General features: G+C 61.8%; 21 protein-coding genes. 6 read left to right on the top strand and 15 right to left on the bottom strand.

The features are described from left to right. Positions 1 to 135: 135 nt before the first annotated feature. Both FYK34_RS05100 and dinG read right to left on the bottom strand, forming a co-directional pair. On the bottom strand, positions 136 to 450 hold the full coding sequence (locus tag FYK34_RS05100; RefSeq protein ID WP_149295357.1) for a DUF3579 domain-containing protein: 315 nt from the start codon (positions 448 to 450) through the stop codon (positions 136 to 138). A gap of 110 nt (positions 451 to 560) precedes the next feature. Continuing rightward, complete coding sequence (gene dinG, locus FYK34_RS05105) at positions 561 to 2,684, bottom strand: ATP-dependent DNA helicase DinG (protein WP_149299776.1); 2,124 nt, start codon at positions 2,682 to 2,684, stop codon at positions 561 to 563. 153 nt (positions 2,685 to 2,837) lie between these two features. On the opposite strand from dinG, the gene FYK34_RS05110 reads away from it, so the two are divergent. The 5 genes from FYK34_RS05110 (at position 2,838) to FYK34_RS05130 (ending at position 8,379) form a co-directional block, all read left to right on the top strand. Then, positions 2,838 to 4,796: an aminotransferase class I/II-fold pyridoxal phosphate-dependent enzyme gene (locus tag FYK34_RS05110; RefSeq protein ID WP_149295358.1), complete on the top strand. Its 1,959-nt coding sequence runs from the start codon at positions 2,838 to 2,840 to the stop codon at positions 4,794 to 4,796. Positions 4,797 to 4,987: 191 nt separating this feature from the next. Then, a complete protein-coding gene (gene argF, locus FYK34_RS05115) occupies positions 4,988 to 5,911 on the top strand; it encodes an ornithine carbamoyltransferase (protein ID WP_149295359.1) in 924 nt (307 codons plus the stop codon). 48 nt (positions 5,912 to 5,959) lie between these two features. After that, positions 5,960 to 7,186: an argininosuccinate synthase gene (locus tag FYK34_RS05120; protein ID WP_149295360.1), complete on the top strand. Its 1,227-nt coding sequence runs from the start codon at positions 5,960 to 5,962 to the stop codon at positions 7,184 to 7,186. A 73-nt stretch (positions 7,187 to 7,259) separates the two neighbouring features. Beyond that, a complete protein-coding gene (locus tag FYK34_RS05125) occupies positions 7,260 to 8,171 on the top strand; it encodes a DMT family transporter (protein WP_149295361.1) in 912 nt (303 codons plus the stop codon). A gap of 4 nt (positions 8,172 to 8,175) precedes the next feature. Continuing rightward, on the top strand, positions 8,176 to 8,379 hold the full coding sequence (locus FYK34_RS05130; RefSeq protein ID WP_149295362.1) for a DUF2788 domain-containing protein: 204 nt from the start codon (positions 8,176 to 8,178) through the stop codon (positions 8,377 to 8,379). A 23-nt stretch (positions 8,380 to 8,402) separates the two neighbouring features. Here the strand turns inward: FYK34_RS05130 and FYK34_RS05135 are convergent, their stop codons facing one another. The 6 genes from FYK34_RS05135 to FYK34_RS05160 form a co-directional block, all read right to left on the bottom strand. After that, positions 8,403 to 9,722 (bottom strand): hypothetical protein, encoded by a 1,320-nt coding sequence (locus tag FYK34_RS05135; RefSeq protein ID WP_149295363.1) that lies wholly within the window; start codon positions 9,720 to 9,722, stop codon positions 8,403 to 8,405. After that, positions 9,706 to 10,563: a methyltransferase domain-containing protein gene (locus FYK34_RS05140; RefSeq protein WP_149295364.1), complete on the bottom strand. Its 858-nt coding sequence runs from the start codon at positions 10,561 to 10,563 to the stop codon at positions 9,706 to 9,708. Before FYK34_RS05140 ends, FYK34_RS05135 begins: the two co-directional genes overlap by 17 nt. Before the next feature lie 142 nt (positions 10,564 to 10,705). Then, positions 10,706 to 11,782 (bottom strand): ISAs1 family transposase, encoded by a 1,077-nt coding sequence (locus FYK34_RS05145; RefSeq protein ID WP_149294873.1) that lies wholly within the window; start codon positions 11,780 to 11,782, stop codon positions 10,706 to 10,708. 36 nt (positions 11,783 to 11,818) lie between these two features. Further along, positions 11,819 to 12,232, bottom strand: coding sequence for a hypothetical protein (locus tag FYK34_RS05150; protein ID WP_149295365.1), 414 nt, complete (start codon positions 12,230 to 12,232; stop codon positions 11,819 to 11,821). A 2-nt stretch (positions 12,233 to 12,234) separates the two neighbouring features. Beyond that, entirely contained in the window at positions 12,235 to 12,432 is a 198-nt protein-coding gene (locus tag FYK34_RS05155) for a hypothetical protein (protein WP_149295366.1), read from the bottom strand. A 104-nt stretch (positions 12,433 to 12,536) separates the two neighbouring features. Then, positions 12,537 to 13,172, bottom strand: coding sequence for a LysE family translocator (locus FYK34_RS05160; protein WP_149295367.1), 636 nt, complete (start codon positions 13,170 to 13,172; stop codon positions 12,537 to 12,539). A 126-nt stretch (positions 13,173 to 13,298) separates the two neighbouring features. Between FYK34_RS05160 and FYK34_RS05165 the strand changes: the two genes are divergently transcribed. Beyond that, positions 13,299 to 13,799: a YajQ family cyclic di-GMP-binding protein gene (locus tag FYK34_RS05165; protein ID WP_149295368.1), complete on the top strand. Its 501-nt coding sequence runs from the start codon at positions 13,299 to 13,301 to the stop codon at positions 13,797 to 13,799. A gap of 75 nt (positions 13,800 to 13,874) precedes the next feature. Here FYK34_RS05165 and dapA read toward each other — a convergent pair whose 3' ends face one another. The 7 genes from dapA to prpC form a co-directional block, all read right to left on the bottom strand. Continuing rightward, entirely contained in the window at positions 13,875 to 14,777 is a 903-nt protein-coding gene (dapA, locus tag FYK34_RS05170) for a 4-hydroxy-tetrahydrodipicolinate synthase (RefSeq protein ID WP_149295369.1), read from the bottom strand. A gap of 220 nt (positions 14,778 to 14,997) precedes the next feature. Beyond that, positions 14,998 to 15,867 carry a DMT family transporter gene (locus FYK34_RS05175; protein ID WP_149295370.1) on the bottom strand — a complete coding sequence of 290 codons (870 nt, stop codon included), beginning with the start codon at positions 15,865 to 15,867 and terminating at the stop codon, positions 14,998 to 15,000. 173 nt (positions 15,868 to 16,040) lie between these two features. Beyond that, positions 16,041 to 16,394, bottom strand: a complete 354-nt coding sequence (locus FYK34_RS05180; protein WP_149295371.1) for a cupin domain-containing protein — start codon at positions 16,392 to 16,394, stop codon at positions 16,041 to 16,043. Positions 16,395 to 16,594: 200 nt separating this feature from the next. Further along, positions 16,595 to 17,779, bottom strand: coding sequence for a 2-methylaconitate cis-trans isomerase PrpF (gene prpF, locus FYK34_RS05185; RefSeq protein WP_149295372.1), 1,185 nt, complete (start codon positions 17,777 to 17,779; stop codon positions 16,595 to 16,597). Positions 17,780 to 17,831: 52 nt separating this feature from the next. Further along, positions 17,832 to 18,170: an endonuclease domain-containing protein gene (locus tag FYK34_RS05190; protein ID WP_149299779.1), complete on the bottom strand. Its 339-nt coding sequence runs from the start codon at positions 18,168 to 18,170 to the stop codon at positions 17,832 to 17,834. A gap of 434 nt (positions 18,171 to 18,604) precedes the next feature. Then, positions 18,605 to 21,208, bottom strand: coding sequence for a Fe/S-dependent 2-methylisocitrate dehydratase AcnD (gene acnD / locus FYK34_RS05195; RefSeq protein WP_149295373.1), 2,604 nt, complete (start codon positions 21,206 to 21,208; stop codon positions 18,605 to 18,607). 124 nt (positions 21,209 to 21,332) lie between these two features. Then, positions 21,333 to 22,481, bottom strand: coding sequence for a bifunctional 2-methylcitrate synthase/citrate synthase (gene prpC / locus FYK34_RS05200; RefSeq protein WP_149295374.1), 1,149 nt, complete (start codon positions 22,479 to 22,481; stop codon positions 21,333 to 21,335). Between the last annotated feature and the right edge of the window lie 14 nt (positions 22,482 to 22,495).

A 22,495-nucleotide genomic window follows, 5' to 3' on the forward strand; every position in this document is an offset into this window, starting at 1 on the left:
GTGAAGTTTTCGAATCACCGTTATTGTCGGTTTGGATGCGTCTGCTTCACAACTTGTCTTAGTTTAACCACAGAATATGACAGGAGTGTTTCCAATTCGGCTGGTTTCGTCGCAATAAAGCGACGCTTGTTGCGCTTATGCCAAAAACTTATTCGGATAGACTTCGTCAATTAGTGTCCGACAATCGACTACTCGAAGGTCATTGTCTTTGGCGAAGGCCATCAGGAACTGGAAGATCTGCGGATAGATTTTTTCCAACTTTTTATCCACCGCCACGCAGCGCACGCCTTCCAGCAGCATGGGGCGGACAAAGGCGTGGTAGGACAGCTTCTGGTTGGTGTCGAAGGAGGCCAGAATGCCGGCCAGCCGCTCGGCCCAGTCGCTGGGGCGGAAGGTGCGACCCTCGGAGGTGAGGCCCTGGATCACAATTTCGTACGGATTACAGATCATGGCGGTGGGACCAATGTATTTGCTTGGGGTATAGCTGCTTCGCTTGCTAAGGCGTATTGTAGGCTAGCTGGCATGTGCTAATGCGAAAGTTTCATGATCATACCTGAAAATCATATGCGCTTGAATGGGGGCAGCGAGGCCAGCAGCTTCTTGCCATAACTCTGTTTGGTCAGGCGGTTGTCCAGTATGGTGACGCGGCCATAGTCCCGCTCGGTGCGGATCAGGCGGCCGACGGCCTGTACCAGCTTGATCGAGGCCTCCGGCACCGTCAGTTCGATAAACGGATTGCCGCCGCGTTTTTCAATCCAACGCGACAGCGTCTTGCCCACCGGGTCGTCCGGCATGGCGAAGGGCAGCTTGGCGATGATGACGTGCACGCAGCTCTCGCCGGGCAGATCCAGTCCCTCGGAGAAGGAGTCCAGGCCGAAAATCACGCTGGCTTGCTGATCCTTCATGCGCTGGTGGTGGGTGTCCAGCAGGGTGCGTTTGGGGATGTCGCCCTGGATCAGCAAGCGTTCGCGCAGCTGAGCCGGCAGCCCGCTTGCCACTTCCTGCATCTGCTTGCGGGACGAGAACAGCACCAGCGTGCCCACCGGTTCTTTCAGATCCACCAGCTTGGGCAGCCATTCGATGATTTCGCGGGTATGGCCGCCTGGGTCTTTGGGACTGGCCAGCAGCGGGGGCAGGTACAGCTCGCCCTGCTCGTCGAAGTTAAACGGAGACTCCAGGGCCATGCAGCTGACCTTGGGCAGCCATTTCAGGCCGGTTTGCGACAGCAGCAATTCAAAATCACCCAGCGAGCGCAGCGTGGCGGAGGTCAGGATGGCGCCGGCGGCGCGGCGCCACAGCGTGGCGGCCAGGCTGGCGGCGGCGCTGACCGGCGAGGCGGAGAACAGATAATCGCCCTTGCCCTCTGCCTTGCGCGTGATCCATTTGGCGATGGGCGGCGCGTTTTCCGGCGTTTCGGTATCGAACAGGTCCCATACCGCCATCAACTGTTCCGCGCGGCCGATCAAAAAGCCCAGCTCGGTGGCGGTTTTGTCCAGGTCGGCGTCGCCGCTCTTGTCCTTGCGGGCTTCGGATAGCGCATTGCCCATGTCGTCCAATTGCTTGGACAGCGCGCGGGCGGAGATGGCCATATTGGCGGCAGAGGCCTTCAGCCGCTCCGGCAAGACGCCGTCCTCAATCAGCCAGGACGGCTCCAGATTGTCGCTGCTGGCGGCCAGCGCGTCCTCGCTGCCCAGCAGCCATTGCCACTCGGTCAGCGTCTCCACGCAAGCGGCGGCAGAGTCTATCGCGTTGCTGGCCAGTTCGGCCTTGCCGGTGTGCGCCTCTGCATGCACCACCACCGCGCCTACCTTGTCCAGCCAGCCCAGGGCTTGGCCCAGCGAATGCTCGGCGGCGAACTGGTTGATGGCTTTTTTGGCCAGATGGTGCGCCTCGTCTATGCAATAGAAGCTTTCCTCGGGCGCGGGCAGGATCACGCCGCCGCCCATCGAAATGTCGGCTAGCATCAGGTCGTGGTTGGCCACCACCACGTCCACGTTTTCCAGTGTGTCGCGCGCCAGGTAGAACGGGCATTCCGCGCGATTGGGGCAGGCGGTTTTCAGGCAGCCGTGGCGGTCGTTGGTGACGCGCGCCCACAGTCCGTCCTCGATGATGGTGTCCCAGCTGTCGCGGTCGCCATTCCATTTGCGGTAGTGAAAGGCGTCCGCCATGGCGCTGAGCGCGTCCAGTTCGGCCTGCTCCGGCTTGTGGTCCCACAGCGCCATCATGGGGTCCGGTTGCAGCAGGCTTTGTTGCGCGTGCTGGGCGGTGAGGCCGTACAGGCGGTAAGGGCAAAGATAGCGGCCGCGGCCCTTGGCCAGGGCGAAGGTCAGCGGCAAGCCGCTGTTTTCCACCACGAAGGGCAGGTCGCGGTTGACCAGCTGTTCCTGCAGCGCCACGGTGGCGCTGGTGACCACCAGCTTCTTGCCGCGCGCGCGCGCCATTACGCCGCCGGCCAGCAGATAGGCCAGGCTCTTGCCGACGCCGGTGGGGCCCTCGATCACGGCGATGCTTTCGCCCTCGCGCTCCGGCCACTCGTCATCCGTCTTTTCCTGGGCGCGGGAGAGCGTATTGGCGATTTCGGCCAGCATCCTCCTTTGCGAGGCGCGCGGAGTGAAGCCCGGCAGGCGGTCGGAAATGGCGCGGTAATGGTCGCGAATGGCGTCTTTTTCGGCATCGGTCAGCATGCGGCAATTGTAACGCATGCGGCCTATGTGCGTCCGCATAATGACGGCGGCGGCGAGTTGCGGATAGGATAGGAGCAAATAAAAAACGCGCATGGCCGGACAGACCCAGAACCCAAAACAATGTGCGCGGCATACATATCAGGAGAAACCATCATGAAACCCGTTAGCCGCGTTCTAGTGGTCAGCGACGATGTGACTTGGCAGGCTGAAGTGATGGCCGGTCTGGGGGCTGCCGCCGTGCGGCTGGAGAATCCGTTTGGCCTGACTTTCGTCGCCGCCAACACCACGGCGGAAACCATGGACTTGCTGGCCCGCGACGGCGAGGTGCAAGTGGTGCTGGTGGATCGGCAACTGAAAGGCACGGCCAATGGCGAGGCCGCGGCGCAGCTGGCTAACCGCATCAGCGATTTCCGTCCGGAAATCTCGCTTTACGTTTTTTTGCAGAACGACGACGAGCGCGCCTTGGTCGAGGAGTTGGCCAGCCATGCCGTGGACGGTTACTTCTACCGCGACGAGGCCGACTTCAACGGCTGGTTCCGCATCCTGGTGGCCGAGCTGGCGGACAAGTCCGCCACGCCGTTCTACGACAAGCTCAAGCAGTACGTGCGCATGGCCAAGGACTCTTGGCATACGCCGGGCCACTCCGGCGGGGATTCGCTGAAGGGCAGCCCGTGGGTGGGCGACTTCCACGACTTTGCCGGCGAGCACCTGTTGCGGGCCGACTTGTCGGTATCGGTGCCCATGCTGGACTCGCTGCTGCATCCCACCGGCGTCATCGCCGAGGCGCAGATGCTGGCCGCCAAGGCCTTCGGCGCGCGCAAGACTTACTTCGCCACCAACGGCACCTCCACATCCAATAAGGTGATTTTCCAGACCTTGCTGGCGCCGGGCGACAAGCTGCTGCTGGATCGCAATTGCCACAAGTCCGTGCATCACGGCGTGATCCTGTCCGGCGCGCGGCCGGTGTATCTGGATTCTTCCATCAATCGCCAGTACGGCATTTTCGGCCCGGTGCCCAAGGCCACCATTTTCCGGGCGATAGAGGAAAACCCGGACGCCCGCGTGCTGATTCTGACCTCATGCACTTACGATGGCCTGCGCTATGACCTGAAGCCCATCATCGAGGCCGCGCACGAGCGGGGCATTAAGGTGATCGTGGACGAGGCCTGGTACGGCTTCGCGCGCTTCCATCCTGCCTTCCGGCCGACGGCGCTGGAATCCGGCGCCGACTATGTCACGCAGAGCACGCACAAGATCCTGTCCGCGTTCTCGCAGGCCAGCATGATCCACGTCAACGACCCGCGCTTCGACGAGCATCTGTTCCGCGAAAACTTCAATATGCACGCGTCCACCAGTCCGCAGTACAACCTGATCGCCAGTCTGGACGTGGCGCGCAAGCAAGCGGTGATGGAAGGCTACCGCTTGCTGGACCGCACCTTGAAGCTGGCGCAGGAATTGCGCGAAAAGATCAACTCCACCGGCGCATTCCGTGTGTTGGAGCTGGAAGACCTGCTGCCGGAGGACGTGAGGGAGGATGGCATCCAGCTCGATCCGACCAAGCTGACGGTCGATTTCAGCCAGTCCGGCTTCACCGCGGACGAGCTGCAGCAGGCGCTGTTCGAGCGCTACAACATTCAGGTGGAAAAATCCACGTTCAACACCATCACCTTGTTGCTGACCATAGGCACCACGCGCAGCAAACTGTCCCGGCTGTACGACGCCATGCTGCGCCTGGCCAAGGAAAACCGCCCCGCCCGCGCGCTGGGACGCATGCCGGAGATTCCGCGTTTCACGCGGCTGGCGTGCCTGCCGCGCGACGCTTTTTATGAGGCCGGAGAGCGCTTGCCGCTGCTGGATGACGATGGCCGCCCCAATCCCGCGCTAAGCGGCCGGGTGTGCTGCGACCAGATCGTGCCGTATCCGCCGGGCATCCCCGTTTTGGTGCCGGGACAGGTGATAGACGACACGATCCTGGCTTATCTCGCGCGGCTGCAGAAGACGCAGAAAACCATTGAAATGCACGGTTTGGCCGAGGATGGCGGGGAGTTTTACCTGCGCGTGCTGCGTCCGGACGAGTGGGCGGAGCTGCCGAGCCGCGCGCTATTCAATTGAGTGCTTGTCAGACAGTGCGATTTCCGATAAATATAAGAAATGTCGCATTTCTATAAAACATGCCCGTGTTCTTGTGGAGGTGCGGCATTTAGTAAAGTGACTTGAGACCAGCGTGTAGTAATGTGCCGTTGCGCATGAAATCACCTCTCGGTGTTGCACGCGCAGCGGCTTCTTTTTTTGATTGGAGCATCATGACGTCAGTAAGGCATTACCTGCAATTCAGCGACCTCACTCCCGATGAGTATCACCATCTCTTCGCGCGAAGCCAGGTCCTGAAGCGACGACAAAGCGCCGGGGAGTTGCATCGGCCGCTAGTCGGCAAGGTGATGTCCATGGTGTTCGAAAAGAATTCCACGCGCACTCGCGTTTCCTTTGAAGCCGGCATGGCCCAGCTGGGCGGCCACGCCATGTTTCTGGATACCAAGAGTTCGCAGATCGGCCGCGGGGAGCCCATCGAGGACACCGCGCGCGTGCTGTCCCGGATGAGCGACATCATCATGATCCGCACCTATGAGCAAGGCCTGGTGGAAACCCTGGCCCAGTATTCGCGCGTGCCGGTGATCAATGGCCTGACCAACGAATACCATCCGTGCCAGATCCTGGCCGACATCTTCACCTATGTGGAGCGGCACGGCTCGATCCAGGGCAAGACGGTGGCGTGGATTGGCGACGGCAACAATGTCTGCCGCACTTGGCTGCAAGCGGCAGCCGTGCTGGGCTTCAAGCTCAAGGTGGCGTCGCCGGCCGGCTACGAGCTGAAAGCATTGGATGGCCAATCCTACGGCGCGGAAACGCTCGAACTGTTCCAGGATCCGGCCCAGGCCGTGCGGGGCGCGGACATCGTCACCACCGACGTGTTCACCAGCATGGGATTCGAAGCCGAGCAGGCCGCGCGCCGCGAGGCTTTCGAAGGCTATCAGGTGACGGCCGGGCTGATGAAGCACGCCAAGCCAGAGGCGCTGTTCATGCACTGCCTGCCCGCCCACCGCGGCGAGGAAGTGGCGGCAGAGGTGATAGACGGCCCGCAAAGCGTGGTGTGGGACGAGGCGGAAAACCGCATGCACGTGCAGAAAGCCTTGATCGAGTATCTATTGCTGGGGCGTCGCGAGGACTGAGTCCCGCCCGGCAATCGATCCGCAAACAATTCAGTAGGAAGAGAAGCAATGTCTGACATCAAAAAAGTGGTTTTGGCGTACTCCGGCGGCCTGGATACCTCGGTGATCCTCAAGTGGCTGCAAGACGAATACCAATGCGAGGTGGTGACTTTCACCGCCGACATCGGCCAGGGCGAGGAAGTGGAGCCGGCGCGGCAAAAAGCCGTCTCGTTGGGCATCAAGCCCGAGAACATCTTCATCGAGGACCTGCGCGAAGAGTTCGTGCGCGATTATGTCTACCCGATGTTCCGCGCCAACACCATCTATGAGGGCGAATACCTGCTGGGCACCTCCATCGCCCGGCCGCTGATCGCCAAGCGCCAGATCGAGATCGCCAACCAGGTGGGCGCGGACGCCGTGTCGCACGGCGCCACCGGCAAGGGCAATGATCAGGTCCGTTTCGAGCTGGGTTACTACGCGCTGAAGCCGGACGTGAAAGTGATCGCGCCGTGGCGCGAGTGGGACCTGCTGTCGCGCGAGAAGCTGCTGGCTTACGCCGAGGCGCACGGCATCGACATCAGCAAGAAGAAGAACGGCGGCAGCCCGTATTCCATGGATGCCAACCTGCTGCACATCTCCTACGAGGGAACGGTGCTGGAAGACCCGGCACAGGAGCCGGAAGAAGATATGTGGCTGTGGAGCGTCAGCCCGGAAAACGCGCCGGACCAGGCCGAGTACGTGGAGCTGGAGTACAGCAAGGGCGACATCGTCGCCGTGAATGGCCAGGCGCTGAGCCCGGCCGCGGTGTTGACCGAGCTGAACCGCCTGGGCAACAAGCACGGCATCGGCCGGCTGGACATCGTCGAGAACCGCTACGTGGGCATGAAGTCGCGCGGTTGCTATGAAACGCCGGGCGGCACCATCATGCTGAAGGCGCACCGCGCCATCGAGTCCATCACCCTGGACCGCGAAGTGGCTCACCTGAAGGATGAGCTGATGCCGAAGTACGCCCAGCTGATCTACACGGGCTACTGGTGGAGCCCGGAGCGGGTCATGCTGCAGCAGATGATAGACGCGTCCCAGGCCACGGTGAACGGCTGGGTGCGGCTGAAGCTGTACAAGGGCAATGTGATCGTAGTGGGCCGCGAATCCAAGACCGATTCGCTGTTCGACCCGGCCATCGCCACTTTCGACGAAGACGGCGGCGCTTACAATCACGCCGACGCGGCCGGCTTCATCCGCTTGAACGCCTTGCGCATGCGCATCGCCGCCAATGCGCGGAGCAAGCGCAGCTGATACAATCAGGTTAATGTCATTGACATGGCGGCCGATGGCCGCCATTTTTCATTCTTAATCTTTGGGAGTGGTGATGCGCGCCAATCAGTGGATACCTTGGGTATTCGTGCTGTTGTGGAGCACGGGCTTTACCGGCGCCAAGCTGGGCTTGCCGTACTGCGGGCCATTTACTTTCCTGGCCATCCGCATGGCCCTGACCCTGCTGTGCTTTGCCGGTCTGGTGGTGGTGTTGCGGCCGGCCTGGCCCCGCAAGGCGCAGATGCGCAGCCAGTGGGTCAGCGGCGGCCTGTTGCATGGCGGCTATCTGGGCTGTTTGTTCGCCGCGATCAAGCTGGGCGTGCCGGCGGGCCTGGCTGCCCTGGTCATGGGTCTGCAACCCCTGCTGACGGCCTTGCTGTCCTGGCGCCTGGACGGGCAGCGCTTCCGCGCCATCCAATGGCTGGGAATGGCGTTGGGCCTGGGCGGCACGACGCTGGTGATAGCCGGCAGCAAGGGACTGGTCTTGAGCGGCAACCCAGGCATTGTCTTCGTCGCTGCCGGCTTGTTGATGATTACTTTCGGCACGCTCTATCAAAAACGCAAAGGGCAAGGCGCGCATCCTTTGACCGGCGCCTTTCATCAATACCTGGCGGCATTTGCCGTGACCGGCATGCTCGCCTTGCTGTTCGAGCGCGGCGACAAGGTGGTGTGGAGCGGGCAATTCCTGTTCGCCCTGGGCTGGAGCGTGGTCATGTTGTCCATCCTGGCGGTGCTGCTGTTGATGCGCATGCTGCGAGATGGCGATGTCAGCCGCGTGGCGGCCTATCTGTATCTGGTGCCCGGCCTGACCGCGCTCCAGGCCTGGTGGCTGTTTGACGAGCGCTTGAGCGCCCCGGCCCTGGGCGGTATCGTTATGGCTGCGGCGGGCGTGGCGCTGGTGTTGCGCGGCGGCCGCTCTCCTTCAATGACCCCATCCTGCCGCCATGGCGGAGCAGGCGAGAACTGACAAGATGTCCGAAGAGCAATTCACCAATATTTCCATGGCGGTCTGCCTGACCGGTCTGATCCTGTTCATGGGCTTCATCATCTGGGACTTGGGCAAGCAGTCCAAGGCCGGCAAACTGGGCATGTTCGTGCTGTTCCTGGCGCTGGGCTTCGGCGTGACCGGCTTCGTGTTCAAGACCGTGCTGGTGGAGTTCCTGTTGAAGAAGTGAGTTCTGATGCGGCCGCGTCTGCTCTAGAACACGCCTAAGTTGCTGCTTGGCATGCTTAAAGAGGCGGGCAGGGTTGGTGCGATCACAATGAAAGGCACCAGATGCCTATTTGCGGGGATGTCGTTCTGGCAGGAGTTTTTGTCATAAGGGCTACCAGGTGCACACCAAATTTCCCGGCGCAGGGGATGGTCTGAGGTGACGATGACGGAAAAGTCATTGCCAAAACGGTTTTTCATCCGGCCCAGCAGCCCGGCTAGCACGATGCTGGCCCTGTTTAGATTGGCGCGGTAGTGTACTCCAATATCTTCCTTGGCTTCCATTCCATCCTCCATCGCGGGGTGTGGGAGCGGGAGGTGGAGATATAACAAACCGCCGCTTTGCCAAAATGGGGCCTCCAGCGTGGCCTTCAGTAACTGATTGACGGCTAAATCTCTGGCTCCTGAGTGGAGGCGACATTCCGCTCTCTGCGAGAGTAAGGGCAGGCTGCATGGCAGGATCTGCTGCGCGGACGGCATGAAAACACCATTGACTCGATGGCAGTAGCGCAGGCCTTGGATGGCGCAGTAAGGGTGCCAGAAACCAACCATATCCAGATCTGGGCGTCCGGCATGCAGTTTGGAGAAGTCTATCGAACGGGTCGGCGAGCATAGGCGTGTGCTGCCGCAAGGGGTGACGTCATCGAAACGATGCCCGGTCAGCATGGCTGGAATGGCGTTGACGGTATTTTGACCCGCAGAAGGGATGATGGCCGTGCGTGATTGCAGCTTTTCGGTTTGGATTGTCTGCAGCAACGGCGCAATAAACTCCGGACCTGTTTCATCGAGCAGAAGCACAAGCGTGGCATGCTGGCTTGCCGCAGCATAAGGGCGTTCTTTCCCAAAGACCGTTTGTTCCGGCGTGCTGTTAAATAGGGATAGCGCGTAAGGAGTCAGCAAGTAGATGGCCATGGCTGCAATGCTGGCATTGCGTACTCTCAGCCATATTTCTTGCGGGATGCGCTTGGCAATAAGCCAGCAGGCCGCGAGAGTGAGCAAGGCCAGCAAGAGTTTGACACCCAAGGGCCAAGGGTCTGGGCTAAGCTGGCTTTTCCCAAATTTGAGTGCGAACAATGCACCGGTGGTCAAGACAAAGGTCTTTTGCGACTGCATGTTCAGGCGGCATAGGGTAAGGAAAAGGCCGCACAGCAATAAACCTATGACCAATAAAATGGATGTGTCGGGCAGAATGGATGCGATAGTGAGTCCGCCGTGATACACCGCGCTGGCAAGCGGGCCAGCTTGCGATAGAGACAGTAGAGCTATCAGCAATAAACTGGCCAGGGCATCTTTATTGAGACGCATCATTGTTTTTTTCCAACAGGAGTAAATGGCGATGCGTGCCGGTCAGCGGAGTTTCATCTCGGAGGTGGAATTGTTCGAGAAAAGCGGCTCGCTGTGCGGCCAAGGGAAATTCGGATGGGGAGCGGCGACGGTCTTGGCATAGCTTGCCCACCAATGGGTCCTGCTCGTCTATGAGTTCCACGATCAGCCATTTGCGCGTCAGCTTGGCTGCAAATTCCGCGATTTTAGGGAAGGGAATGGACAGCGAGATGGCTAGGTGATGGATCAGCGCCAGCATCATGCTTAAGTCTGATATCGAGCCCACGCGGCTTGGTAGGCTTGAGAACTCCTCTCCCGCCCAGCCGCGGCCAGCGCTCATGTCGTCAAGGTTCGCCACCACGGGATAAAGCGCGCGGTTGTCGCGATTGGCGGCATAGAGCTTGTCGATGCAATCCAAATCCGCGTCCAAAGCGATGACGCTGGCGCCGAAGCGCTGAGCGAGCAGCGAGTATTCGCCAGTGTTGCAGCCAAAGTCCGCCACCCAAGATGGTTTAAGTTGATCCAGCCATTTGCTGATGAAGGCGTGCTTTTCCTCGCGGGCTTTGGACGAATAGTGGCTATTGGTCTGCTGATAGTCGGTCCAGGCGCTGTCGCGCGCGCGCGGCGCGGCGCGGCCCAAGAACCAGTCGATCAGGTTGTACAGGTTGTTGTGGTAGCCTGCGCCCGGCTGCTTCTGCGCCTGGGCGGAAGCGCCGGCCCCATCGCTGCCTAGGCGGCTGATCAGCAGGGGCCAAAAGCGGCTGGTCAATAGACGGCTGCCCATCATGCCGCGGAAGCGATCGATATCGATGCCGTTGCGGTTCAACAAAAAGCAATCGTGCGCCGGAAAGCCGCAGTGCCGCGCGGCGGCCAGCGGGAAGACGAAGTGCTGCAAGTATTGGCTGAATGCCCACCAATGGCGGCTCTCTATGCTCTGGAAGGACAGGCAGGGCAATCGCACCTTCACGTCATAAAGGCGACATGCCCAGCAACTCAGCCAAGGCCTCATCATCCCAGCCGGCACGCTTGCGTCGCACCCGCATGCTTTTCTTGGCCTGATACGGCGAACTACGCAGCAGGTTGAGCGCGAATTTCAGCAGCAGCGCAAAATTCTGCGGTCCATGATCTTCGCGCAATGGGCAGTTATCTTCCCGAAAAATCACATCCAGACACCAATGCAGGCCGTTTTCGATCGCCCAATGACGGCGCACCGCCTGCGCCAGCTCTTCCGCGCTCAACGCGCGCGACGACAAATAATAGCGCTGCTCCAGCGCCGATTGTCCGCGACCATCCAGCCGCACCGAATCCACGCGACCCACTGTTTGGCAGCCGGGCCAGGCCTGAGCGTCGACAATGCCGTCCGCCCGGGCTGTCACCACATGTTGCAACACCGTGCGGCCATGCCCTTTTTGCGCGCTGGCCACTCGCTCGGTGGGATGGTCATGCAGCGCGCACGCTACGGCCTGACGTAGCTTGGGCTGGTTCTCCTTCACCGCCAGCAAATAGTCCGCTTTACGCGCCACGATGGTCTTGGCAACCTCTTTCTGGCAGCCCATCGCATCCAGGCTGACCAGACAGCCCTCCACATCCAGTGCGGCCAGCAACGCCGGAATCGCAGTGATTTCATTGCTTTTGTCGGCGACTTTCTCCTGCCCCAGCGCCAAGCCCAGTTCGGTGGCGAAGGCGCTGACCATGTGCACCGGGCTGTGCGCGCCGCGAGCGGTGCCGCGCAGGCATTTGCCATCGATGGCGATCTGCTGGAACGAGCCCAGCAGTCCTTGCGTCCAGCTGCGGAAGGCGTTCTCGAACTGCTTGGGATCCAGCAGTCGGAACACGCGGTTGACGGTATCGTGAGAAGGAATGCCATTCTTCAACGGCAGGAAGCGCCGCAGCCAAGCTTCCTTAACCTCAGCCCACTCGACCGCCTCCACAAAGCTCTCCGCCCCCGCGAAGATGGCGCACACGGCAATCACCAGAATTTCGTCCAGCGGATGGGCGATGTAGCGCCCGGTCCTCGGCTCGGGCACCTCGGCCAAATGTTCCATCAACGTTCCCATCCCGCACCGGTAAAACCTGGGAGTTCACCTCAAGTCTGGGTGGGTTGGCAAGTCTGTTTGCTTATGACAAGAAGGTGCGATTGCCCTGAAGGACAGGTGGTCGCAAAACACAGGCTGACATCCCTGGAACAATATATTCCAGGCGGAGGCATCCTTGAGTTCCCAGCCGTTTTCCGCGAGATCGCGATTGATGTCTTGGGTCAGTCTGGCGGCGTCATATAGCTGCGACTGAGACCACTCATGCGGGTAGCTGATGAAGGGCAGGCGAGGCGAGGTAATGGTCTGGGCATCGTGAAACTGGAAGTCTAGCAACGCGCCTTGCTCAACCAGTTTTCTCGCATGATGGGTTTTCAGAAAGTGCGAGTCAGTCAGAGGGGTGCGCAGCGAACGGATAGCCTGATCTTGTTCGAAACGAATGGAGCCTTGCGGATCACGCATTTTTATTTGTTCTCATTTTTCTTAAAAATGGCAAGTATGAGCTTTTTGATTGAGGCAAAGGGGGAGCGGACGAAGACGACAATGCCGCCAATCAGGGCCAGCAAGCCTTGCCAGGCGAATACTGCGGAGCCTGGGTCGATGTAGGCAAGGGCGTAGGGGCTAAGGGCGAGTAGGATAAGTGCAATTTTCAGGTTTTTCATTTCAACAATAGCCTTATTGTGAATTTTTTATTGCGCAATATTACCATGAATTCTTTTTTATGAGTTTGTGAAATGCATTAATTTGTTTTGATGCCATGTCGAGGTTAATTTTTAAGCATTAAGCGCAGTCCCAAGGCGATGAAGATGGAGCCGGCGGCTCGGTCCAGCCATTGGCTGGCCTTGCGGCTTTGGGCCAGCCACTGTCCTACATGGCCGGAGAAATAACCCAGCGCACCGAAAATCAGCGCGCCTTGCAAAGTGAATGCCACGCCCAGGATGGCGGTTTGCAAGCCGACAGGGCCATGGGCGGGATTGACGAACTGCGGCAGGAAGGCCAGGAAAAATAGTACCACCTTGGGGTTGATGGCATTGGCGATGAGCCCGCGCCTAAATGTGGCGGCGAGAGAACTTTGCGGTTGCGCGGATTGCCCGTCCGCGCGGAAGCTGGCGCCAGGACTGCGGATGGCGCCCCAGCCCAGATAAACCAGATAGCCGCCGCCGGCGATCTTCAAGGCCGTGAAGGCCAGGGGCGAGGCGGCGATCAGGGCGCTGACCCCTAAGGCGGCCAATACGGTGTGATTGAGACAGCCCATGGCGCAGCCCAGGCCGAAGGCCATGCCCTGGCGGCGGCCACGCGAAATGCCCTGGCTGAGCACCATCAAATTGTCGGGGCCGGGGGAGAGCGTGATCAGCATGGCGGCGGCCAGGAAGGCGGCCAGCTGCGGCGGCGTGATAAGCATGAAATGCACCGGAGAATGGATTATGGCCAAATCACACCATGTCCGGCCGGCTTTGGCAACCTGGCGCGGGTGACAAGCGGACGGGGCGCTACTAGAATTCTGCAAGTTCCATATGAGGATAGTTTTATGCCGTCTTTTGATGTTGTTTCCGAAGTAAACAAGGTGGAAGTGCGCAACGCGCTGGATCAGGCCAATAAGGAAGTCTCCACCCGCTATGACTTCAAGGGCAGCGATGCACGCATCGAGTTCAACGACAAGGAAGTGACGCTGTACGCCGACACCGAATTCCAGCTGGACCAGGTCAACGAGATCATGGTGGGCAAGCTGTCCAAGCGCGGGGTGGATGTGCGCAGCATGGATTATGGCAAGCTGGAAAAAGTGTCCGGCAACAAGGTCAAAAAGGTATTGAAAGTCAAGGAAGGCTTAGACAGTGATCTGGCAAAGAAAATCGTCAAGTTGCTGAAGGATTCCAAGATGAAGGTGCAAGCCAGCATCCAGGGCGAGGCGGTGCGCGTGTCCGGCGCCAAGCGCGACGTGCTGCAGGAAGCCATCGCGCTGTTGAAGAAGGATATCGCCAACGATCTGGAAAACGGCGCGCCGCTGCAGTTCAACAACTTCCGCGATTAAGTCCGCCCGGCATCGCCCGCGCTGGAAAAAAGGAGACCGTTTGCGGTCTCCTTTTTTATTCCAATCGTGAGGCGTTCAGTCCAGGCGCGCCAGCCGGGCCTGCAGGTCCTGCCAGACCTGCGCGGCGTTTTCCTGCACGCCGGCTGGTGCGGGCGGCAGCGGCAGGCGGCATTCTCCCACCGGCAGTCCCTGGCTGCGCAGCATGGCCTTGACCGACATCGAGAACACCGAGTCCTCCGTGTTGGCAAAGGCGAACGAGGGCTGCAGCGCGGCGTTGATGGCGCGCGCGCGCAGCACGTCGCCTTGCTGGTAGGCGGCGATCATGGCTCCGAAGGCCTGCCCTGTCCAATGGGTGGAGGTGCCCACCACGCCCACCGCGCCGACGGCCAGCAGCGGCAGGGTCAAGGCATCGTCGCCGGAGTAAAGCTCGAAATGTTCGCCGGCTTCCGCGATCAGCCGCGCGGCGGCGGCGGGGTCGCCGGTGGCGTCCTTGAACGCGACGATATTGTCGACTTCGCGGAACAGTCGGAGCAACACGTCATGGGCGATGCGGCGGCCGGTGCGGCACGGCACATCGTACAGCATCACCGGCAGGCGGGTGGCGGCGGCCAGCGCGCGGAAGTGCGCCTCGATGCCGGCCTGCGGCGGACGGTTGTAGTAGGGGGAGATCAGGAACACGCCGTCCGCGCCGGCGTCCGCGGCCCTGGCCGTCAATTCCAGCGCATGGCGGGTGTCATTGCTGCCGGTGCCGGCCAGCACCGGAATGGTCACGGCTTCACTGACGGCGCGGATCAGCTCGAAACGCTCGTCATCGCGGAGCGTGGGCGCCTCGCCGGTGGTGGCGGCCAAGACCAGGCCGTCGCTGCCGTTTTCGGACAAATGGCGCGCCAGTCGGCACGCCATGTCCAGATTCAATCGACCTTCGGCGTCAAACGGCGTGACCATCGCCGTCAGCACCTTGCCCCAGTATCGCGCCATGTCGGCCCCTTATTGTTTTGTATGAAGACAGCGGGAAATGATACGCCTAGCGCCTGCAGGCGGGAAGCCGCGGGCGAGGCTCGCGGATGCGTTGTCTGTTCCTTGCATCTTGCCGACCAGGAAGCCGGCGCGGCCCATGCTTGCGTCAATATTGATCCGGCATCGGGTTTTGCATCCGCATCGCGTCAGTCTCGCCGCCGCAATGATATCCGTCGCTCGCTTAGGCGCGACGCGCTTGAATCCACGGCAGGCGCAGCTTATCGGCCGGCATGGTGCCCAGCGCCGCGCCGCCCACGATCATGGCGATGGCGATGGCGGCGCTGCCGTTCAACGTGGCCTGGCCGGAGGCGACCAGCAGCAGCGTGGACAGCAGCGGCGTGGTATTGCCCAAGGCGCCGGTCTGGCGAGGGTCGCCCAGTTGCATGGCGCGGTTCCAGCACAGGAAGGCGGCGCCCATGGGCAGCAGGCCCAGCACGACGATGATCAGCCATTGCGCGGCGGAGGGATGGGCAGCCGGCTCCGTGGCGGCGTGCAGGGCCAGGGCCAGCAGGCCGGCGGTCAGGCAGAAGCCGCCGACGGCATTGTCGGAGCTGGCCGGCAGGCGGCGGGTGAACAGGCTGTAGGTGGCCCAGACCACGGCTGCGCCGATGGCCATCAGATAGCCGGGCATGGCGTTCATGGACAGCGAGAGCTTGCCGCCGGTGACGATCAGCGCGGCGCCGGCAAAGCCGATCACGCTGCCCAAGATGTGGTTGGCGCTAAGCCGGGTGCCCGGCAGCAGCAGCGGCGACAGCAGCACCATCAGCAGCGGCCAGACGTAGCTGAGCACGGTGGCTTCCATGACGGGAGCCAGGCGATAGGCGTTGAACAGGAAGAAGTAGAAGCCAAAGATGCCGTACACGCCGTTGGCGAAGACCTTTAGCGGCACTTTCCATTCGCGGACATGGCGCACCGTCAGCAGGCTGCCCAGCATCAGGCCGATGCCGGCGACGAAGAACGGTGGCAAGGTGTGCGTCAGCGCGCTGAGCGTGGCGACGGAGGCCCACATGGCGATGGCGGCGAACGCATAGAGCATCGGCTTGTTGTTCATGTCTTCATCCAGCGAAATTATTTTATATGGAGATATTTTACGCGGAACTATGTGGAGTAAACCAGTTGTTACATCAAATGAGCGCGGGGATGGGGATGCGTTGTCGCGGCTGAGGCTACGGGCGGGCGTGCCGGAGCGAAAGGGAAGGCGGGCGCCTTCCCCCGTGGATGGGTCTAATCGACGCGGCTTGCGCCATCCAACAGCTCAACGCCGTCGGTTTCGGACAGCGTGAGGTAGACGCTGGCCTGCAAGGCCTCGACTGCGTGGGGCACATGGGCGTCGATGAACAAATGGTCTCCTTTGCAAAGCACGTGATCGCCCACTTTGAGTTTGCCTGCGGTCACGAACACCTGCTCGGTGCCCGGGTGCTGATGCAACGGCAGGCGAGCGCCCTTGGCCAGCTTCAACAAAGCCGAGCCTCCGCCGCCCGGATTCCTGCGCAGCCAGACGAAGTCCGCGCCGGGAAACGGCGTGGGACTCCAGTGCCAGTCTGTGGCGGAGGTCAGGATGGGGGCGGTATGGTCCATGGGTTCAGCTTTCCGAAGTTTGAGAGGGCGGGCATGACGCGGCGGCGGGCCGGATGATGACGGGATGCGCGGGGCGCGCGTGAATGCCTGGCGGCATTATCTCACGGATGCCGCCGGGAATTGTCGCCAGGGGGCCAATCGGGCAGGCAAAACCAAAGGGATGCGCCGGCATCCCTTTGGTTTGCAGGATGGGTTTGGCTTTATAGGGCGTCGGCCGGCACCCGCACCCAGCCTTCCATCAGCACGCGGGCGCTGCGGCTCATGATGGCCTTGGTGACGGTCCATTGTCCGTTCACCAGCTTGGCTTCCGCGCCCACGCGCAAGGTGCCGGACGGGTGGCCGAAACGCACGGCCTGCCGCTTGACGCCGCCGGCGGCCAGGTTGACCAGGGTGCCGGGCACCGCCGCCGCCGTGCCTATGGCCACCGCCGCCGTGCCCATCATGGCGTGATGCAGCTTGCCCATGGACATGGCGCGCGCCAGCACGTCGATGTCGGACGCTTTCACTAGCTTGCCGCTGGACGCGGTGTAGTCGGCCGGCGGCGCGACGAAGGCGATCTTGGGCGTGTGCTGGCGGCTGGCGATCTGGTCCAGATTCTGGATCAGGCCCATTTTCAGCGCGCCGTAAGCGCGTATGGTTTCGAAGCGCGCCAGCGCCGCGTTGTCGGAATTGATCGCATCCTGCCGCTCTGTGCCGGTGTAGCCGATGTCGGCGGCGTTGACGAAGATGGTGGGGATGCCGGCATTGATCAGCGTAGCCGGGAAGGCGCCGACGCCGGGCACTTCCAGCGTATCCACCAGATTGCCGGTGGGAAACATCGCGCCGCCGTCGCCCTCATCTGCCGGATCCAGGAATTCCAATTGCACTTCGGCGGCGGGGAAGGTGACGCCGTCCAGCTCGAAGTCGCCGGTTTCCTGCACCTGGCCGAGGGTGATGGGCACGTGGGCGATGATGGTCTTGCTGATATTGGCCTGCCAGATGCGCACGGTGCAGATGCCGTTGTCCGGCACGCGCGCCGGGTCGATCAGGCCATTGGCGATGGCGAAGGGGCCAACGGCGGCGGACAGGTTGCCGCAGTTGCCGGTCCAGTCGACGAAGGCCTTGTCTATGGCCACCTGGCCGAACAGGTAGTCGACATCATGGCCAGGCTGGGTGGATTTGCCCACGATGACGGTTTTGCTGGTGCTGGACGTGGCGCCGCCCATGCCGTCTATCTGTTTGCCGTAAGGGTCCGGGCTGCCGATGACGCGCTGCAGCAGCTGGTCTCGCGCCGCGCCGGGTTGGCGGGCGGCTTCCGGCAAGTCCTGCAACCGGAAAAAAACGCCCTTACTGGTGCCGCCGCGCATATAAGTGGCGGGAATCTTGATTTGTGCCGCGTGAGTCATGTGTTTGCTTTCCTGTGTATGCCGCAGGCCTGAAGCGGGTTGGTCTCAACGTTTATTTCGCCTGGGCGCTTAGCGTTTGCCATATCGTTTCAAAGACGGCGCCTGGGTTTTGCAGAATGTCGTGGTTCCAGAAACGCATGATGGTGAAGCCTTGTTTTTGCAGCCAGACATCGCGCATCGCGTCTTTGGGACTTTCGTTATGTTGGCCGCCATCCGCTTCTATGATCAGCCGCGCGCCGAAGTGGACGAAATCGACGATGTAGGGGCCGATAGGTTGTTGGCGGCGGAATTTCTCGCCGTTTAGTCGATGCGCTCGCAAATATTTCCATAGCAGCCGTTCCGCATCGGTCATGTTTTGGCGCAGTGTCTTGGCGAAGTCGAGCTGGCGCATCCCCCCTCTCCCCAACCCCTCTCCCGCGAGGGGAGAGGGGCTATCAAATTGCTGATGTTGTCGTTGGCGACTGCCGTGATCTGCAGCCGATGCCGATATTCTCAGTAATGAGGTGGGAAGTGGGCTTGTGCCTGTTCTTAATCGCGTTAAGCTATTTGCCCGCCAAGCCGCCAAGCCGCCAAGCCGCCAAGCCGCCAAGCCGCCAAGCCGCCAAGCCGCCAAGCCGCCAAGCCGCCAAGCCGCCAAGCCGCCAAGCCGCCAAGCCGCCAAGCCGCCAAGCCGCCAAGCCGCCAAGCCGCCAAGCCGCCAAGCCGCCAAGCCGCCAATCATTCCATTGCTAAGATTGGTAGCGATGTAGTCACCAATCCAATATTAAAACGTAGTCAAAGAGTCACCCCTCTCCCCTTGCGGGAGAGGGGCCGGGGGAGAGGGGGTTAGCCCTTCACCCCCTCCAAAAAGTCCTGCGCGAATCGCTGCAGCACGCCGCCGGCCTCGTAGATCGACACCTCCTCAGCAGTATCCAACCTACAGGTCACGGCAACTTGCACCGTCTCGCCGCCGCGGCGATGGATGACCAGCGTCAGGTCGGCGCGGGGTTCGCGCTGGCCTATCACGTCGTAGGTTTCGGTGCCGTCTAGCTGCAAGGTTTTGCGGTTGATGCCGGGCTTGAACTCCAGCGGCAGCACGCCCATTCCAATCAAGTTAGTACGGTGGATGCGCTCGAAGCCTTCGGCAACGATGGCCTCCACGCCGGCCAGGCGCACGCCCTTGGCCGCCCAGTCGCGCGAGCTGCCCTGGCCGTAGTCTGCGCCGGCGACGATGATCAGCGGCTGCTTGCGGTCCATATAGGTTTCGATGGCTTCCCACATGCGCATCACCTTGCCGTCCGGCTCAACCCGCGCCAGCGAGCCCTTCTTCACCTCGCCGTCCACCACGGCCATCTCGTTGACCAGCTGCGGATTGGCGAAGGTGGCGCGCTGCGCGGTCAGGTGGTCGCCGCGGTGGGTGGCGTAGGAGTTGAAGTCCTCTTCCGGCAAGCCCATCTTGGCCAGGTACTCGCCGGCGGCGGAGCTGGCCAGGATGGCGTTGGAGGGCGACAAGTGGTCGGTGGTGATGTTGTCCGGCAGCAGCGCCAGCGGCCGCATGCCCTTGAGCGTGCGCGCGCCGGCCAGCGCGCCTTCCCAGTACGGCGGACGGCGGATGTAGGTGGACTGCGGCCGCCAGGCGTACAGCGGGCTGACCTTCTCGCCGCTGTCCTGGCGGATGGCGAACATCGGCTCGTAAACCTGGCGGAACTGATCCGGTTTGACAGCCTGTTTCAGCACGGCGTCGATTTCTTCATCGGACGGCCAGATGTCCTGCAGGCGGATTTCCTTGCCGTCCACCACCCCCAGCGCGTCTTTTTCGATGTCGAAGCGCATGGTGCCGGCGATGGCGTAGGCGATCACCAGCGGCGGCGAGGCGAGGAAGGCCTGTTTGGCGTAGGGGTGGATGCGGCCGTCGAAGTTGCGGTTGCCGGACAGCACCGCCGTGGCGTACAGGTCGCGGTCTATGATTTCCTGCTGGATTTTCGGGTCCAGCGCGCCGGACATGCCGTTGCAGGTGGTGCAGGCGAAGGCGACGATGCCAAAGCCCAGCTGCTCCAGTTCGGACAGCAGGCCGGCTTCCTTCAGGTACAGCTCCACCGCCTTGGAGCCGGGCGCCAGCGAAGACTTCACCCACGGCTTGCGGACGAGGCCCAGCTTGTTGGCATTGCGCGCCAGCAGGCCGGCGGCGATCACGTTGCGTGGGTTGGAGGTATTGGTGCAGCTGGTGATGGCGGCGATGATCACCGCGCCGTCCGGCAGCAGGCCTTGCGCCTCTTGCTCGCGGGCCTGGGCCAGGTTGCCGGCGATGCCGCGCTCGGCCAATGCCGATACCGGCAGCCGCTTGTGCGGATTGGACGGGCCGGCCAGGTTGCGGGTGACGGTGGACAGGTCGAACTTGAGCACGCGCTCGTACTCGGCCGTTTTCAGGCTGTCCGCCCACAGGCCGGCGGTCTTGGCATAAGTTTCCACCAGCTTGACCTGCTCGTCGCTGCGGCCGGTCAGTTTCAAATAATCGATGGTTTGCGCATCGATGAAGAACAGCGCGGCGGTGGCGCCGTATTCCGGGGCCATATTGGAGATGGTGGCGCGGTCGCCCAGGGTCAGCGCCGCCGCGCCTTCGCCGTAGAACTCCAGATAGGCGCCGACGACTTTTTGCTGGCGCAGGAATTCGGTCAGCGCCAGCACCACGTCGGTGGCGGTGATGCCGGCGGCGGGCTTGCCGGAGAGCTCCACGCCGACGATGTCCGGCAGCCGCATCCATGAGGCGCGGCCCAGCATCACGTTTTCCGCTTCCAAGCCGCCCACGCCGACGGCGATCACGCCCAGCGCGTCCACGTGCGGGGTGTGGCTGTCGGTGCCGACGCAGGTGTCGGGATAGGCAACGCCCTTGTCGCTGTGGATCACCGGCGACATCTTCTCCAGATTGATCTGGTGCATGATGCCGTTGCCGGCGGGAATCACGTCTACATTGTCGAAGGCGGTCTTGGTCCACTCGATGAAGTGGAAACGGTCCTCGTTGCGGCGGTCTTCGATGGCTCGGTTTTTCTCGAAAGCCAGCGGATCGAAGCCGCCGCACTCTACCGCCAGCGAGTGATCGACGATCAACTGCACCGGCACCACCGGGTTGACCTGTGCCGGGTCGCCGCCTTGGTCGGCGATGGCGTCGCGCAGGCCGGCCAAGTCCACCAGCGCGGTCTGGCCGAGGATGTCATGGCAAACCACGCGCGCGGGGAACCAGGGGAAGTCGCGCTCGCGCTTGCGATAGACGATTTGTTCCAGGCATTCGGTCAGCATGGCCGGATCGCAGCGGCGGACCAGGTTCTCTGCGTGGATGCGGCCGGTGTAGGGCAGCTTGTCCCAGGCGCCGGGCTGGATGGCTTCCACGGCGGCGCGGGCGTCGAAGTAGTCTAGCCCGGTGCCGGGCAGGGCGGTGCGGTAGGCGGTGTTCATTAAAATCCCACAAGTCAATCTAGTTAGCCACGAAACCCACGAAATCCACAAAAGCCCTGCGTCTTCACGGCCTAGGTATTTGGAAATGCGTCTTCGTCTTTCAGTGGGTCTCTTGGCGAGAAGCTCAGCGTTTTTCCAGCGGAATGAAAACCTGATCCTCCGGCCCGATGTAATTGGCCGACGGGCGGATGATCTTGCCGTCCTGGCGCTGCTCAATCACGTGGGCCGCCCAGCCGCTGGTGCGCGAGATCACGAACAGCGGGGTGAACATGGCAGTGGGCACGCCCATCGCGTGGTAGCTGACGGCCGAGAACCAGTCCAGATTCGGGAACATCTTCTTGACGTCCCACATCACGCTTTCCAGGCGCTCGGCGATATCGAACATCTTCATGTCGCTGTTGCTCTTGGACAGCTGGCGCGCCACTTCCTTGATGACCTTGTTGCGCGGGTCGGAAATCGTATAAACGGGGTGGCCGAAGCCGATCACCACTTCTTTCTTCTCGACGCGGGCGCGGATGTCGGCTTCGGCTTCGTCCGGGCTTTCATAGCGCTGCTGGATCTCAAAGGCCACTTCGTTGGCGCCGCCATGCTTGGGACCGCGCAGCGCGCCGATGGCGCCGGTGATGGCGCTGTGCATGTCGGAGCCGGTGCCGGCGATGACGCGGGCGGTGAAGGTGGAGGCGTTGAACTCATGTTCGGCGTACAGGTTCAGCGAGGTGTGCATGGCGCGCACCCATTGGGCCGATGGCTTGACGCCGTGCAGCAGGTGCAGGAAATGGCCGCCTATGCTGTCGTCGTCGGTTTCGACGTCGATGCGCTTGCCGTTATGGCTGTAGTGGTACCAGTAGAGCAGGATGGAGCCGAAGGAGGCCATCAGGCGGTCCGCGATGTCGCGCGCGCCGGCCAGGTTGTGATCGTCTTTTTCCGGCAGCGCGCAGCCCAGGGCGGATGCGCCGCTGCGCATCACGTCCATCGGATGGGCGCTGGCCGGCAGCGCTTCCAGCACCGCCTTGACCGAGGCCGGCAGGCCGCGCAGCGACTTCAGCTTCTTCTTGTAGCCGGTCAGCTCGGCCTGGTTCGGCAGCTTGCCGTGCACCAGCAGGTAGGCCACCTCCTCGAATTCGGCCTTGTCGGCCAGGTCCAGAATGTCGTAGCCGCGATAGTGCAGGTCGTTGCCGCTGCGGCCCACGGTGCACAGCGCGGTATTGCCGGCCGCGACGCCGGACAGGGCCACGGATTTTTTCGGTTTGCCGGTGATTACCACTTCAGTCATGCTGCTTCTCCTTG

It is taken from the genome of Chromobacterium paludis (assembly GCF_008275125.1).
GTDB classification, from domain to species: Bacteria; Pseudomonadota; Gammaproteobacteria; order Burkholderiales; family Chromobacteriaceae; genus Chromobacterium; species Chromobacterium paludis.

Bases quoted from the DNA above. Each gene is read 5' to 3' on its own strand.
- prpF (WP_149295372.1), bottom strand. From the start codon at position 17,779: ATGACTCACGCGGCACAAATCAAGATTCCCGCCACTTATATGCGCGGC.
- prpC (WP_149295374.1), bottom strand. From the start codon at position 22,481: ATGACTGAAGTGGTAATCACCGGCAAACCGAAAAAATCCGTGGCCCTG.
- FYK34_RS05190 (WP_149299779.1), bottom strand. From the start codon at position 18,170: ATGCGCCAGCTCGACTTCGCCAAGACACTGCGCCAAAACATGACCGAT.
- FYK34_RS05155 (WP_149295366.1), bottom strand. From the start codon at position 12,432: ATGAAAAACCTGAAAATTGCACTTATCCTACTCGCCCTTAGCCCCTAC.
- FYK34_RS05175 (WP_149295370.1), bottom strand. From the start codon at position 15,867: ATGAACAACAAGCCGATGCTCTATGCGTTCGCCGCCATCGCCATGTGG.
- FYK34_RS05160 (WP_149295367.1), bottom strand. From the start codon at position 13,172: ATGCTTATCACGCCGCCGCAGCTGGCCGCCTTCCTGGCCGCCGCCATG.
- FYK34_RS05130 (WP_149295362.1), top strand. From the start codon at position 8,176: ATGTCCGAAGAGCAATTCACCAATATTTCCATGGCGGTCTGCCTGACC.
- acnD (WP_149295373.1), bottom strand. From the start codon at position 21,208: ATGAACACCGCCTACCGCACCGCCCTGCCCGGCACCGGGCTAGACTAC.
- FYK34_RS05135 (WP_149295363.1), bottom strand. From the start codon at position 9,722: ATGATGCGTCTCAATAAAGATGCCCTGGCCAGTTTATTGCTGATAGCT.
- FYK34_RS05145 (WP_149294873.1), bottom strand. From the start codon at position 11,782: ATGGAACATTTGGCCGAGGTGCCCGAGCCGAGGACCGGGCGCTACATC.
- FYK34_RS05100 (WP_149295357.1), bottom strand. From the start codon at position 450: ATGATCTGTAATCCGTACGAAATTGTGATCCAGGGCCTCACCTCCGAG.
- FYK34_RS05110 (WP_149295358.1), top strand. From the start codon at position 2,838: ATGAAACCCGTTAGCCGCGTTCTAGTGGTCAGCGACGATGTGACTTGG.
- dinG (WP_149299776.1), bottom strand. From the start codon at position 2,684: ATGCTGACCGATGCCGAAAAAGACGCCATTCGCGACCATTACCGCGCC.
- argF (WP_149295359.1), top strand. From the start codon at position 4,988: ATGACGTCAGTAAGGCATTACCTGCAATTCAGCGACCTCACTCCCGAT.
- FYK34_RS05125 (WP_149295361.1), top strand. From the start codon at position 7,260: ATGCGCGCCAATCAGTGGATACCTTGGGTATTCGTGCTGTTGTGGAGC.
- dapA (WP_149295369.1), bottom strand. From the start codon at position 14,777: ATGGCGCGATACTGGGGCAAGGTGCTGACGGCGATGGTCACGCCGTTT.
- FYK34_RS05150 (WP_149295365.1), bottom strand. From the start codon at position 12,232: ATGCGTGATCCGCAAGGCTCCATTCGTTTCGAACAAGATCAGGCTATC.
- FYK34_RS05120 (WP_149295360.1), top strand. From the start codon at position 5,960: ATGTCTGACATCAAAAAAGTGGTTTTGGCGTACTCCGGCGGCCTGGAT.
- FYK34_RS05165 (WP_149295368.1), top strand. From the start codon at position 13,299: ATGCCGTCTTTTGATGTTGTTTCCGAAGTAAACAAGGTGGAAGTGCGC.
- FYK34_RS05180 (WP_149295371.1), bottom strand. From the start codon at position 16,394: ATGGACCATACCGCCCCCATCCTGACCTCCGCCACAGACTGGCACTGG.